The sequence below is a fragment of the Pseudoalteromonas sp. 2CM41L genome (assembly GCF_023161905.1).
GTDB lineage: Bacteria > Pseudomonadota > Gammaproteobacteria > Enterobacterales > Alteromonadaceae > Pseudoalteromonas > Pseudoalteromonas atlantica.
In genome coordinates this window covers 1-13,490 of the sequence record NZ_JALNTN010000030.1, presented here as the reverse complement: position 1 = coordinate 13,490, position 13,490 = coordinate 1, and the positions used below count along the sequence as shown (strand labels likewise).

The following is a 13,490-nucleotide window of genomic DNA, read 5'->3' as shown; positions in this document are numbered from 1 at the left end:
TGTGAAAGTAGGACATTGCCAGGCTCCAAATAAGAGAAACCCGTTGCAGCGATGTAACGGGTTTTTTGCTGTCTGGGATTTAATAAATAGTCAGACTCATGCCGCAATTAATACTCACATCTAAACTTATCACGTAGGTCGGGCGAGCGTAGCGACTCCCGACACAATGATAATATCCCATTTGCTATGTGACTCTTTACCGCTGTGGACACTACGACATTGCCAGGCTCCAAATACAAGAAAGCCCGACTCGAAAGAGCTGGGCTTTTTTACGTCTGCAGAAAAGTGAAAAATACATTGCAGATATTATTCGCACAGTCTCCACCACCTCCGTAGCGTGGGTTGAGTATCACGAAACCCGAGGATAAGGCTCGCCGCACATCTTTGTATGGTAAATATAGCGTTTCAGCAGTGAGCTTTACGAGTACTTTAGCGTAATTATGCTTGTGCGTAGTTAGATTTATTACCTAGCCAGCGATGAATTAAAGGGTCTATAAGGTCGGGGTTTTGCTTTAGCATTTGTTGTGCAATGGGCCTGACTTGATTTAGCGTGTGTTTATCTCGAGTAAGATCCGCTATTTTAAATTCTGCTAAGCCAGTTTGTTTAGTGCCGAGTACTTCACCTGGCCCACGTATTTCTAAATCTCGCTCTGCGATGACAAAGCCATCGTTACTGTCTCTTAATACACCTAAACGTTTTTGAGCGGTGTGAGAAAGAGGGGCGTGATATAACAGTACGCAATGCGAAGCGGTGGCTCCTCGTCCTACGCGCCCGCGTAATTGATGTAATTGTGCTAATCCTAAGCGCTCAGGATTTTCTATGATAATTAAACTGGCATTAGGTACGTCTACACCTACTTCTATTACAGTTGTTGCAACAAGCACGTGTATATTGCCTGCTTTAAAGTCGTTCATGATCGCTTGTTTTTCAGCGGCTTTCATACGGCCATGAACGAGCCCTACATTAAGCTCTGGCAACGCCTCTTTTAATTGTAATGCGCTGTCTTCAGCTGCTTGGCATTGTAGGGCTTCTGATTCGTCAATAAGGGTACATACCCAATAAACCTGTCTGCCTTGTTCATTACAGGCAAGCTTAACACGGTTTATTATATCGTCTCGGCGTGTATCAGGAATAGCAACGGTGGTTATAGGTGTGCGCCCAGGTGGTAACTCATCTATCACTGAGGTTTCTAAATCGGCATAGGCCGTCATAGCCAATGTACGCGGAATGGGGGTTGCGGTCATGACTAACTGATGAGGATAACAATTACCAAACTTGCCTTTCTCACGCAGTGAGAGGCGTTGATGAACACCAAAGCGATGTTGCTCATCTATGATAATCAATACTAAGTTATTAAACTTTACCTCGTCTTGAAATAGGGCGTGGGTGCCCACTATCATTTGCGCTTCCCCTGAGGCGATTTTTTCAAGTGTATTAGTACGCTCTTTCCCTTTAGTTTTACCGCCTAGCCAGGCAACGTTAATCCCAAGACTTTCAAACCATTGCTTGAAATTTATTCCGTGTTGTTCAGAAAGGATTTCTGTAGGTGCCATCAGGGCAACTTGAAAACCTTGTGCTATTGCTGTTAATGCACTTAATGCTGCAACCAGTGTTTTACCTGAGCCTACATCACCTTGTACTAATCGCATCATGGGGTAGGCATGCTGTAAATCCCCTTTTATTTCGGCTACAACTCTATTTTGTGCATTAGTCGGTGCAAAAGGAAGTTGCGCTAAAAATTGGCTCTCTAATGTATTTGTAGGACTTAGGGAAACTGCACTTACTTGCTGCCCTTGCTCGCGTACTTTTAATAAGCTTAAGTTTTGGGCAAGTAGCTCTTCAAATACTAAGCGTTGTTGTGCCGGATGCATACCTTGTTCAAGCGAAATAATGTCAACATCATTCGCAGGGCGATGAAGTAGCAATAAAGCTTCACTTAATTGCATATGTGACGGTTGCCATTTTTCAGGGATAAGCTCTTCAACAGAATACTTATGTAATAAATTGATGGCTTGTTCACTTAACGCTCTAATTGATAATTGTTTTAAGCCTTCGGTGGTTGAATACACGGGGGTTAGTGTTGCGGCGGTTGGTTGCTCGTTTGGAGTATCGCTAATGCTGTATTCTGGGTGGCTCATTTCAAAACCAACCCGCCCGCGTCTTACTTCACCAAAGCAACGGATTATTTTGCCACTGCTAAATGCGTTTTTTTGCGCTGCTGTAAAATTAAAAAACCGTAAAGTAAGCCTACCTGTACCATCGTTTATTTGCACCACTAACATACGCCGTTTACCAAAGGTCACTTGGCTTGTTTCTATTGTTGCCTCAACAGTGCAGTGGCTGTGTAAAGTAACATCGTTAATAGCATAAATACGGGTACGATCTTCATAGCGTAAAGGCAAATGAAAGAGCATATCTTGCACGGTAGCTATACCTAGCTTTTGTAGGCGTTCGGCCATTTTTGGACCTACCCCTTTAAGTTCTGTAATAGGGTATTGGCTTAAGCTAGGTTTAGACAATGTAGGCTCAAATCTGTTTATTTGTGAATGAGTTAAGTGTACTCACAGGTTTGCTAAGCATCAAGCATGTTTTAAAGCTTGCCAAAACTGCTCGTTAGCGACTATTTCACCTTCTTCATCGAGTGGTGGGTAAGGTAGGTTTTTTAATCTACATTGTTTAGCAATAACTGGGTGATACCCTTCAAAATACATAGGGTGTTTAATCTCTTCACTTAGCATATCGCGCTTATATAGCCCTGCTTTTTCTCGTTGCTGTTGTGCTTCAAATAAAATAAGCGCAGCAGCTACTGATACATTAAGTGACTGCACCATGCCTTGCATAGGAATAATAATATTTTGATCGGCGTGCTTTAGCGCGCGCTCAGAAATCCCCGTTTTTTCTTGGCCAACGATTATAGCTGTGGGTTTTGTGTAATCGATTTCTCTAAAATCTACAGCATCTTCGCTCAAGTGTGTTGCTAATATTTGTACATCTGGGTTGTGCTTTCGCATCATCGCAGCAGCATCATCAATATTTTTATGCAGGTGTGTTTCTAGCCAGTTTTTACTGCCGCCAGAAGTATTATTGGTCAGCCATTTTTGGTTTTCTGGCCATACAGCATGCACATGATGGCAACCTACTGCATCAGCACTTCTTACAATAGCTGAGAGATTATGATGTTTATGTACGTCTTCTAGGCAGACCGTTAAGTCTGTTTGGCGACGTGAGAGCACGTCTTTTATTCGTTGGTAGCGATTTTGCTGCATGGTGATCCTCTTTTTTGATAATTATACGTAATTTTATATATTAAGGCATTACTGTGCGGCTAATTGGATTTTGCAAAGAGATTAGGGTCTCGGTTGATTGAATCGCCTCTATAGCTTGTATTTTATTAATGAGCACGTCTTGCAGATGGTCGATAGACTTGGCCATTACTTTTATAAAAATGCTGTAGTTACCCGTGGTGTAATAAGCTTCAACTACTTCTTCTAATGCTTCTAGTTTAATCAGTGTTTCTGGGTAGTCGCGAGCGTTGTTTAAGTTAATACCGATAAAACAACATACATCGTAACCAAGTTGCTTTGTACTAATGCTTAATTGGGTGCCGGTAATGATGCCCGCTTGTTTCATTTTTTCTACGCGTACGTGAATTGTGCCGGCACTTACAGCAAACCGTTTAGCTAATTCTGCGTAGGCTGTACGGGCATTGGCCATTAGAGCGTGAAGTATCTGTTTATCGAGATTATCGATTTGATAATTTTCCATTATTTTTGCTTACTTAAATTAGTGAATCTACATTTTTATACCGTGTAAATTAATCGATTTTACATATTAAAGCTATTTTTATTATGGGTTATTGAATTAAATGTTTAAATCATTACAGTAACCTCATTAAGGGCGCCTGCAGGGTGTTTTTTCATTAATAAGCAAGTAACAATAACTGGGAATGAGGCCAATTATTATGAGTTCACACTATGTGCAGCAACAGCAGCAAATAAGTAAAGTTAAGCAGTTTTTTTCACAGCAATTAGAGCAGCAACTAGGGTTAGTTGAAGTTCAAGCTCCTATTTTGGCCAAAGTAGGTGATGGCACACAAGATAACCTGAGCGGCCACGAGAATGCAGTTGCTGTTAACGTAAAAGCAATTACCGATAGCAGCTATGAAGTTGTTCATTCGCTTGCTAAATGGAAACGTAAAACGCTAGCGACTTATGGCTTTTCTGTAGGTGAAGGTATTTATACGCAAATGAAAGCGTTGCGCCCAGATGAAGACTCATTAAGCCCAATACATTCTGTTTATGTTGATCAATGGGATTGGGAGAAGGTAATTTGCCAACGTACTGAACGTACGCTCTCTACATTACAAGACACAGTTAAAGCTATTTATACTGGCATTAAGCAAACAGAGCAGTTTGTAAGTGAAAGCTTTGGTATAGCCCCATTCTTAGCTAGTGAAATAACGTTTATACACAGTGAGCAATTACGCAAAATGTACCCTGACTTTAGCGCAAAGCAACGCGAAAAAGCCATTGCACAAGAGTACGGTGCGGTATTTTTAATTGGTATTGGTGGTGCATTAGGTGATGGCAAAATCCATGATGTACGCGCTCCAGATTACGACGATTGGTCTACCCAAACGATTGACGGATACACAGGATTAAATGGCGATATTTTAGTGTGGAACCCTGTGTTAGAAGATGCCTTTGAAATATCATCTATGGGTATTCGTGTAAGCCCTGATGTATTAAAAGCGCAATTGAGCATAACAGGCGATGAAGAACGCCTAGCATTCGATTGGCATAAAGCATTATTAGAAGAGGCTTTCCCACAAACAATTGGTGGCGGGATAGGGCAATCGCGCTTAGCAATGTTATTACTGCAAAAGCAGCATATTGGACAAGTCCAAGTAGGTGTATGGCCAAAGCAAACGCACGATACGGTAAGTGGCTTACTGTAAATTATAAAGGGCGCTAAATGCGCCCTAATGTGTTTTAAAGTTTATTTCTACTTTATTGTTTTGTAGGTTTATATTGCAAGGTGGGTAGTTGCGGGTAGTTTTTAATACTTTATCAAAAATATGGATCTCTACCCCTGAGTGTAATGATGTATTAACGACGAGATTTGCATCGCTTAGTAGGTCGTGGAGTTCATGATCTAGGCTAGATAACTTTTTCTCTAGCTGCTCTGCTTGTTGGCAGTAATGCTGTTGTGTTGCGCCAATTTTTTTAATGAGCAGATTCTTTTTTTCTATATCTTTTACTTTATCTGCTTTTTCAAGTGCAGCTTGAAGGGTATCAAGCTGCTCATCGGTTTTTGCTAAGTCTTTAAAGCAGTTATCTGTGTCGGCCGTTATTTCAGCGCCGGATGCGGCTAAATTGATTGCCATTTTTGCGCCTGATTCATTACCTATTTCGCCAGCAATTAACACGGTTGCATCAAGAATCTCTCCACCAAAAATTTTCCCTTTGGGTAACTCTGTTTGGCCAACTTGTAATAAGTGTTTTGCTTTAATAGCACAATGGCTGGCTTGGCGGTCTATAAAAATGTTTTTGCCCTGCATATAACAGTATTGTGCGTGAGATACATGAACATCACCTTCACTTTTAATAGAGCACGACAATGTTTTATCTTCGAGCTTTTGATGGCCAATAATGCCTTGCTTTACAGTAATGTTTCCGCCGGCTGATAATTCGCCAGATTCAACCGTGCCAAAAACAGTAATGTCGCCTTTTGCGGTGACTCGCATTCCTGGGTCAATGTTTTTAGTCACAATAACACTGCCTTCAAAATCAATATGGCCGCTTTTAACATCTACATCAGAGATGGTAAAAATATCATCAACTCGCATACCGTTAGGTATTTCTACGGGGACCCCCGCAGTTGTAGAAACAAGCTCGAGCGGATTTGTTTTTGATATTTCGGCGCCTTCGCCTGCCACTAACTTTTTATTTTCACCGGGTTTAGCCGGTAGTATGTCACCTACTACAGTGAATCCTTCTTTACCGGGAGTTGCAGGTTGCTGGCGGATCAGTACAGTGCCGGGCTCTACGCTTGCCAGTTTACCAAAGTCGCGCATATCAACACTGCCATCTTCCTTCATTTTTGGTGCTTTTAGGCGATCTTTGAGGGTTTCTACCATAGCTACAAATTTTGTTGCTGTGCCTTCGGCTGGCAGGCGGCCTTTGGCTAGAATTCCTTTTGCCACTGTACCAGGGGGTAAGTTAAATTGTTTATCTAAAAGCTGCTCTAAAAAAGCTTGTTTGTAACCACGTACAACCCCTGCTTTTATGAGTTGTTTTTTGCCCTCTTCTAACGAAAGTACTTTACCACCATAAGCTAAGGTTAGCTCACCTATGGCTTGCATTTTATCTTCACTTAACGTTACCACAAGCGATGCATCGTGCTTACTTGCTACAACCAAGGTTGGCTCATTATTTTGCGCTTTAAAAAAATTATCAATAGCCTCGTGGTCAATTTTGCATTCGCAAAACGTCGACTTCTCGAGTGCATCAATTATAAAAGCGGCGCTAGGTGGAGCGTGCTTACTTACATCAAGTAATACGTTCCCATTATTGGCAAGCTTAAACACTAGTTAATCCTTTTCTACTACTTAAGTTAAGATTGATTTTATTGCATGATTACAGAGTGCTAGATATTTACATGTGAGTCAAGAAAGGGCGATAAACAAAGGCTAGCAGTAAAAAATAGAGCTATAAAGGGGGTTTATAGCTCTGTATTTATTAATTAGTTGAAGGAAGTTCCATAATGCCGTCAATTTCAACTTGTGCGCCTTTTGGTAAAGCACGTACACCTAGTGCTGCACGGGCAGGATAAGGCTGCTTGAAATATTGGCTCATTACTTCATTAACAGTGGCAAAGTTTGATAAGTCTGTTAGGTAAATATTAATTTTAACAAGATCTTGGATTTTACCGCCTGCTTCTTCGCACACCGCTGTAATGTTTTTAAATACTTGATGTGTCTGCTCGCTAAAGTCTTCTGAAACCATTTCCATTGTTTCTGGGACAAGTGGAATTTGTCCAGATAAATAAACGGCAGTACCTACTTTAACCGCTTGGCTATAAGTGCCGATAGCAGCAGGTGCTTTTTCGGTAGAAATAAATGCTTTATTCATGAGTTTCCTATTTTACTTTTTACGATAGACTCTTTGCACATCAGGCATCACGCGAATGCGGCGCATAATATTAGCAACGTGGACGCGGTTTTTAACGGTAACGCCCAAGTCTATCACATATAAATTACTTTCTTTTTCGTCGGTAGTGATCTCAACAATGTTAGCTTGGGTTGTAGCAACAACATTTGTGAGTTTAGCTAAAGCCCCTTGGTGATTAATTATTTCCACCCGTAGCGCAGCTATATATTCTTTTTCTGGATTGTCATCCCATTTTACAACCAGGTATTTTGAGCGTTCGTTTTCCCAGCCGCGAATATTTTTACATTCTTGGCGGTGAACGGTAAGCCCTTTACCTTGGCTAATATGTGCAGTGATGGCATCCCCAGGTACAGGTCGGCAACACTTAGAATAATTAACCAACATGCCTTCGGTACCAATAATGGTTGCTTTGGCTTGTTTGCTAATATCTGACAAGTCGTCGCTTTCTTCTTGCAATAAGCGTTTAGCGATTAACACGCTCATTAAGTTACCTGCGCCTATTTCTACCAGTAATTCTAATACTGTAGATAGTTCGTGCTCTTCGAGTACGCGGGCTATGTTTTCATCGGCAATGCTGTCGAGCTTATTTTCACCCAAGGCAGAATCGAGTAAGCGTCGGCCTAATAACAGTGCTTCTTCTTGGTGTTGGCTCTTAAGGTAGTTTCTTATTCCTAAACGGGCTTTACCTGTAACTATAAAGTTTAACCAGGTTGCATTAGGGTGTGCACCCGAGCTGGTAATAATTTCAACACTTTGCCCAGTATCTAAGGCTTTGCTTAGCGGGTAAGGTTTACGGTTTACTCTAGCACCTACACAAGTGTTACCTACATCAGTATGCACCGCGTAAGCAAAATCAACCGCGGTAGCGCCCATTGGCAACTCTACTATGCGGCCATCGGGGGTAAATACGTATATTTCTTCTGGGAACAGCTCGGTTTTAACGTTCTCGACAAATTCGAATGATGAGCCGGCACTTTGCTGAAGCTCCAGTAAACTTTGCATCCATTGACGTGCACGCTGTTGAGCTGTGTTACCCGCGCCATCACCGGCTTTTTTATACATCCAGTGCGCAGCAACCCCTTTATCGGCCATGTGATCCATGTCATGCGTACGCACTTGTATTTCTACCGGAATGCCGTGTGGGCCTACTAATGACGTATGCAAAGACTGATAACCATTTGTTTTAGGTACGGCTATATAATCTTTAAAACGCGTTTCGATAGGTTTATACAGGTTATGTGCTACACCTAACACGCGATAACAGGTATCCATTGCATCTACGTTTATTCTAAAGGCGTAAATATCCATTACCTCATTAAAAAGCAGCTCTTTATTAAGCATTTTTTTATAAATGCTATAAAGGTGTTTTTCGCGCCCAGAAACCGTAGCCTTAATACCAGACTCTTCAAGACGTGCTTCTATTTCGGTTTGAATGTTAGAAATAACTTCTTTGCGATTGCCTCGCGCTTTTGCCACTTCAGATTTAAGTGCGCGATGACGCATAGGGTATAAAGCCTGAAAACCTAAATCTTCTAGCTCATTTTTAATATCGTGAATACCTAAACGGTTTGCAATAGGTGCGTAAATTTCAAGTGTTTCACGGGCAATACGACGGCGCTTATCAGGGCGTAGAGCACCTAATGTACGCATATTGTGAGTACGATCGGCCAGTTTAATTAAAATAACCCGAATGTCTTGGGTCATAGCCATGATCATTTTTCGGTAGTTTTCAGCTTGGAATTCTTTTTTGTCTTTAAAGCTGAGCTTATCGAGCTTACTTACCCCTTCAACAAGTTCGGCAACCGTATCGCCAAATATTTCGGCTAAGTCCTGTTGGCTAAAATCGGTATCTTCAATAACGTCATGCATTAGCGCGGCCATAAGTGTTTCATGGTCAAGGTGCATGCCAGCAAGAATTTGGGTTACTTCAACAGGGTGAGTAATGTACGGCTCGCCGCTTGAGCGAGTTTGCCCCTCGTGAGCCTCTCGGGCTACCACGTAGGCTTTTTGCACTAGCTCTACTTCAGCAGCAGGCAAGTATTCAGATATTTTCTTTTTAAGACCTTCAAAAAGATACATTCACACTCCAATGTTCTCGTGAAGCAATAAGTAACGGTAAGTAATAGAATATACGATGAAAAGAGGGGATTGCCAACGGCTAGAGTAGAAATACTGAGCCGTTGACTAAATCAAACCGGGTGGTTGATTATTGATTACCGCCAACAATAGCAGCAACCGCAGCTAATTCAGCTGCTTCTTGGTGTTGTTGTTCTTCACGGTCAATAACGTCCATTGATGAACTATCAACTAAACCTTTTTCGATTTCACGTAGAGCGATAACGGTTGGTTTGTCATTTTCAGCGTCTACTAGTGGGTCTTTACCACCAACAGCAATTTGGCGGGCACGACGAGCCGCAACTAAAATTAAGTCAAAACGATTACCAATTGCATCTACTGCATCTTCAACTGTTACGCGAGCCATCTCAGCACTCCAAAATAATTTAAAAGCAAAGGCGTAGTTTACTGCAAGCAGCTTGTTTCGCCAATAGCCAGTGGTTAATTTTTACCAGTTTTCCCTGTAAAGGGCATAAATGGCTTATTTAAGTAAGTTTGTAATTAAATCGTGATGACGACTAGCTTGGGCTTTTAAGGTTAAGCGCTGCGCTAATACGATAGTTTCAATATTGCTAAGGGCGGTTTCAAAATCATCGTTAACCACAACATAATCATATTCATTGTAGTGCGATGTTTCTGATTGCGCTTTGGCCATACGCCCAGCGATGACCTCGGCAGAATCTTGGCCTCGGTTATTTAAGCGCTGCTCAAGCTCTGCTTTTGAAGGAGGCAAAATAAAAATTGTTTGCACGCTAGGCATAATTTCACGCACTTGCTGCGCACCTTGCCAGTCAATATCTAAAAATACATCAATACCGGCATTCAGCTGCGACTCAATAGCCTGCTTTGAGGTACCGTAGTAATTATCGAATACTTGCGCCCATTCAAAAAAATCATCTTTGGCAATTAATGCTTTAAATTCATCGGCGCTTACAAAGTGATAATGCACCGCATTTTCTTCACCAGGGCGAGGGCTTCGGGTGGTATGCGAGACCGATACTTTCATATCTGCATGTTTTTTTAATAACGCCGTGATTAAGCTAGATTTACCCGCACCAGAAGGTGCCGATAAAATAAATAAATTTCCGCGAGTTTGAGCCATGTTTTTCTCTACTTAAAATAAACAGGCTTGGACTAAATCAATAATCCAAGCCTTTAATTACGCTATTGTACTTTATTTAACTAATTGTGCTCAAGTAAGTAGCACACAAGTACAATTACTCAATATTCTGGATCTGCTCTCTCATCTGCTCAATAAGCACTTTTAGCTCTACAGCTGCATTAGTAATATCGCTATTAATAGACTTAGAGGCTAGGGTGTTTGCTTCGCGGTTAAACTCCTGCATCATAAAATCTAAACGGCGGCCACACGCGCCACCTTTATTAAGAATTTTTTTAGTTTCTTTTACGTGCGATTTTAAGCGGTCGAGTTCTTCGGCAACATCTTGCTTTTGCGCAAGGTAAATAAGCTCTTGTTCAAGGCGAGATTCGTCAATGTCGGTTTTTAAGTCTTCAAGCTTTTGATTAAGCTTTTCACGCTGCCACTTTGCTATTTCTGGTAAGTGACTTTCTACTACAGTAACTTGCTCAAGTATGGCATCAAGGCGAGTGGCAATCATTTCTTCTAAATTTGCGCCTTCATCGCCACGGGCTGATTTAAAATCTTCAACTACTTGGTCAAAGCCCGCTATAAGTGCTTTATTAACGGTATCTAAATCGAGCTCCTGTGCTTCCATTACGCCAGGCCAGCGCAGTATATCAACTGGGTTAATGTCGCCACTGCTTTGTTGCTGCACCCATTTAGCACTATTTATTAGTTGCTCAGCAAGTGACTCATTAATTGATAGCTCACCCACGTGTGCTGGATTTGCAACAAACTTTAAAAATACTTCAACTTTACCGCGTTGCAAATTTTTACGTAAACGCTCACGAATTACCGGCTCCATGCCACGAAATTGCTCTGGTGCGCGAATAAACGTTTCAAGGTAGCGCTGGTTTACTGAACGAATTTCCCAGGTGCCAGTGCCCCAATCGCCTTTAATTTCGCGACGCGCATAAGCAGTCATACTGTGGATCATGGATAAGTTCCTAAAATTTATTAATACAATATTGCGATGATTATACCGTAACACTGCTTAACCTCTAGAGAAAATTTATTACGCTGAATATTTTACAATCAGCATGGCATCTACCTGCACATGCACTTATAATGTCGCAAATTCAGAATTAAGGGGATCGTCAATGCGTCCAAGCGAAAGAACACCTAACCAAATTAGACCGGTATCATTTACACGTAATTACACATTACACGCTGAAGGCTCAGTACTTGTTGAGTTTGGTAATACCAAAGTACTTTGTACTGCTACGGTTGAAGCAGGTGTACCACGTTTTATGAAAGGCCAAGGTAAAGGTTGGATCAACGCTGAATACGGTATGCTACCGCGCTCAACGCATACGCGTAACGCACGTGAAGCAGCACGTGGTAAACAAGGCGGTCGTACTATGGAAATTCAACGCTTAATTGCTCGCGCATTAAGAGCTGCAGTAGATTTAAAAGCGCTTGGCGAAAACACCATTACAATTGACTGTGATGTGATTCAAGCTGATGGCGGAACGCGTACTGCATCTATCAGTGGTGCATGCGTGGCTTTAGTTGATGCACTTACTCACATGCGCGCTAAAGGAATGATCAACTCAAACCCGCTTAAGCACATGATTGCTGCTATTTCGGTAGGTATTTATAAAGGCCAACCAATTAGTGATTTAGAGTACCTTGAAGATTCTGAAGCCGAAACCGATATGAACGTAATTTTAACTGAAACAGGTAAAATTATTGAAGTACAAGGTACCGCAGAGGGCGAACCATTCTCGTTCGACGAATTAGATGAGCTACTTACACTGGCTAAACATTCAATCCGTGAAATTATTGACGTTCAAAAACAAGCGTTAGCATAAGCGAGTACCCCAATGAAAGATTATCAAAAAGAGTTTATTGAATTTGCTTTAGAAAAGCAGGTTTTAAAATTTGGCGAGTTTACCCTTAAATCAGGTCGTACAAGCCCATACTTTTTTAATGCTGGCCTTTTTAACACAGGACGTGATTTAGCACGTTTGGGTCGTTTTTATGCATCAGCCCTTGAAGACGCCGCAATAGAATACGACGTTTTATTTGGCCCAGCTTATAAAGGTATTCCTATTGCAACCACTACCGCAGTAGCGCTGGCAGATCACCATGATAAAGATGTACCTTATTGCTTTAACCGTAAAGAGAAAAAAGCACATGGTGAGGGTGGTACATTAGTAGGTTCTGCATTAACGGGCAAAATTATGCTGGTGGATGATGTGATCACCGCAGGCACTGCGATTCGTGAATCAATGGAAATCATTGCCGATAACGGCGCAGACCTAAGTGGTGTACTAATAGCACTTGATCGCCAAGAAAAAGGCAAAGCTGAGCTTTCAGCTATTCAAGAGGTTGAGCGCGACTTTAATACCAAAGTGATCTCTATTGTAAAATTAGCTGATCTTATTAGCTACCTTGAGAGCCAAGGTACAATGGACGAGCATTTAGCATCAGTTAAAGCATACCGAGATCAATACGGTATTGCCTAACTAAAAAAAGCCTCGCAATTGCGGGGCTTTATTTTGACCACAGTAAATAGAGCTAATAATGAAAGATGTATTTAAACCTAACGGCCTTGGTATAAAGCGTATATTTAAAGCAACGTATTGTTCGTACCTTGGTTTTAAAGCGGCCTTTATAGAAGAAGCGGCTTTTAGGCAAGAGTTGCTACTTAGCATTATTTTGCTACCCATTTCTTTTTGGCTAGCTTCATCGGTATTACATTGGGCATTGTTAGTAAGTACATTACTGATCATATTGATTGTGGAATTACTTAATTCAGCAATAGAAGCGCTCACTGATCGCGTAAGTACAGAGCGCCATGTATTATCGGGGCGTGCGAAAGATATGGGATCTGCAGCGGTAACACTCTCATTAATGATCCTTACGATCGTGTGGGGTGCTAGTTTGTATATCAAGTTATTTCAGTAAACCCTCTATATAAACCAATTAATGCACCTAAAATGTTAATAAAGTGCTAGTTATGTTGTGTTTTTAGCGCATTTAGCTCAAATACTCAGCGAACAGTCATTTATTTCAAGTTTTCTTCAAAAAAGGGTTGATCTGTTTTCGGATCTCC

The 13,490-nt window shown here is 41.4% G+C and carries 13 protein-coding genes; 4 read left to right on the top strand and 9 right to left on the bottom strand.

Annotation, left to right across the window (positions count from 1 at the left end; genetic code table 11):
• Nucleotides 1-438: 438 nt before the first annotated feature.
• Genes recG through asnC form a run of 3 tightly spaced genes read right to left on the bottom strand, consistent with a single transcriptional unit; the run spans nucleotide 439 to nucleotide 3,766 of the window.
• Nucleotides 439-2,520 carry an ATP-dependent DNA helicase RecG gene (gene recG, locus MTF64_RS19705; protein WP_248452426.1) on the bottom strand — a complete coding sequence of 694 codons (2,082 nt, stop codon included), beginning with the start codon at nucleotides 2,518-2,520 and terminating at the stop codon, nucleotides 439-441.
• Nucleotides 2,521-2,580: 60 nt separating this feature from the next.
• On the bottom strand, nucleotides 2,581-3,267 hold the full coding sequence (gene trmH, locus MTF64_RS19700; protein ID WP_024032415.1) for a tRNA (guanosine(18)-2'-O)-methyltransferase TrmH: 687 nt from the start codon (nucleotides 3,265-3,267) through the stop codon (nucleotides 2,581-2,583).
• A 40-nt stretch (nucleotides 3,268-3,307) separates the two neighbouring features.
• Nucleotides 3,308-3,766: a transcriptional regulator AsnC gene (gene asnC, locus MTF64_RS19695; RefSeq protein ID WP_004588258.1), complete on the bottom strand. Its 459-nt coding sequence runs from the start codon at nucleotides 3,764-3,766 to the stop codon at nucleotides 3,308-3,310.
• Nucleotides 3,767-3,962: 196 nt separating this feature from the next.
• Here asnC and asnA point away from each other — a divergent pair, with 196 nt between their 5' ends.
• Nucleotides 3,963-4,958, top strand: coding sequence for an aspartate--ammonia ligase (gene asnA, locus MTF64_RS19690; protein WP_248452424.1), 996 nt, complete (start codon nucleotides 3,963-3,965; stop codon nucleotides 4,956-4,958).
• Nucleotides 4,959-4,982: 24 nt separating this feature from the next.
• On the opposite strand, the gene MTF64_RS19685 is transcribed toward asnA, so the two are convergent.
• The 6 genes from MTF64_RS19685 to MTF64_RS19660 all read right to left on the bottom strand — a co-directional run bounded on the left by MTF64_RS19685 (nucleotide 4,983) and on the right by MTF64_RS19660 (nucleotide 11,366).
• Entirely contained in the window at nucleotides 4,983-6,590 is a 1,608-nt protein-coding gene (locus MTF64_RS19685; RefSeq protein WP_054983951.1) for a FapA family protein, read from the bottom strand.
• Between the two features lie 151 nt (nucleotides 6,591-6,741).
• Nucleotides 6,742-7,134 carry a RidA family protein gene (locus tag MTF64_RS19680; protein ID WP_004588255.1) on the bottom strand — a complete coding sequence of 131 codons (393 nt, stop codon included), beginning with the start codon at nucleotides 7,132-7,134 and terminating at the stop codon, nucleotides 6,742-6,744.
• 12 nt (nucleotides 7,135-7,146) lie between these two features.
• Nucleotides 7,147-9,252, bottom strand: coding sequence for a bifunctional GTP diphosphokinase/guanosine-3',5'-bis pyrophosphate 3'-pyrophosphohydrolase (spoT, locus tag MTF64_RS19675; protein WP_004588254.1), 2,106 nt, complete (start codon nucleotides 9,250-9,252; stop codon nucleotides 7,147-7,149).
• Between the two features lie 127 nt (nucleotides 9,253-9,379).
• Nucleotides 9,380-9,655: a DNA-directed RNA polymerase subunit omega gene (rpoZ, locus tag MTF64_RS19670; RefSeq protein WP_004588253.1), complete on the bottom strand. Its 276-nt coding sequence runs from the start codon at nucleotides 9,653-9,655 to the stop codon at nucleotides 9,380-9,382.
• Nucleotides 9,656-9,769: 114 nt separating this feature from the next.
• The gene (gene gmk, locus MTF64_RS19665; protein ID WP_064384893.1) at nucleotides 9,770-10,390 is read right to left on the bottom strand and encodes a guanylate kinase; all 621 of its coding nucleotides are present in this window, start codon (nucleotides 10,388-10,390) and stop codon (nucleotides 9,770-9,772) included.
• Nucleotides 10,391-10,505: 115 nt separating this feature from the next.
• Nucleotides 10,506-11,366, bottom strand: a complete 861-nt coding sequence (locus MTF64_RS19660) for a YicC/YloC family endoribonuclease (RefSeq protein ID WP_024032427.1) — start codon at nucleotides 11,364-11,366, stop codon at nucleotides 10,506-10,508.
• Between the two features lie 163 nt (nucleotides 11,367-11,529).
• Between MTF64_RS19660 and rph the strand changes: the two genes are divergently transcribed.
• Genes rph through MTF64_RS19645 form a run of 3 tightly spaced genes read left to right on the top strand, consistent with a single transcriptional unit; the run spans nucleotide 11,530 to nucleotide 13,342 of the window.
• Nucleotides 11,530-12,243 carry a ribonuclease PH gene (rph, locus tag MTF64_RS19655; protein WP_004588248.1) on the top strand — a complete coding sequence of 238 codons (714 nt, stop codon included), beginning with the start codon at nucleotides 11,530-11,532 and terminating at the stop codon, nucleotides 12,241-12,243.
• Nucleotides 12,244-12,255: 12 nt separating this feature from the next.
• The gene (gene pyrE / locus MTF64_RS19650; protein WP_004588247.1) at nucleotides 12,256-12,900 is read left to right on the top strand and encodes an orotate phosphoribosyltransferase; all 645 of its coding nucleotides are present in this window, start codon (nucleotides 12,256-12,258) and stop codon (nucleotides 12,898-12,900) included.
• 58 nt (nucleotides 12,901-12,958) lie between these two features.
• Nucleotides 12,959-13,342, top strand: a complete 384-nt coding sequence (locus MTF64_RS19645) for a diacylglycerol kinase (RefSeq protein ID WP_004588246.1) — start codon at nucleotides 12,959-12,961, stop codon at nucleotides 13,340-13,342.
• Nucleotides 13,343-13,490 lie beyond the last annotated feature (148 nt).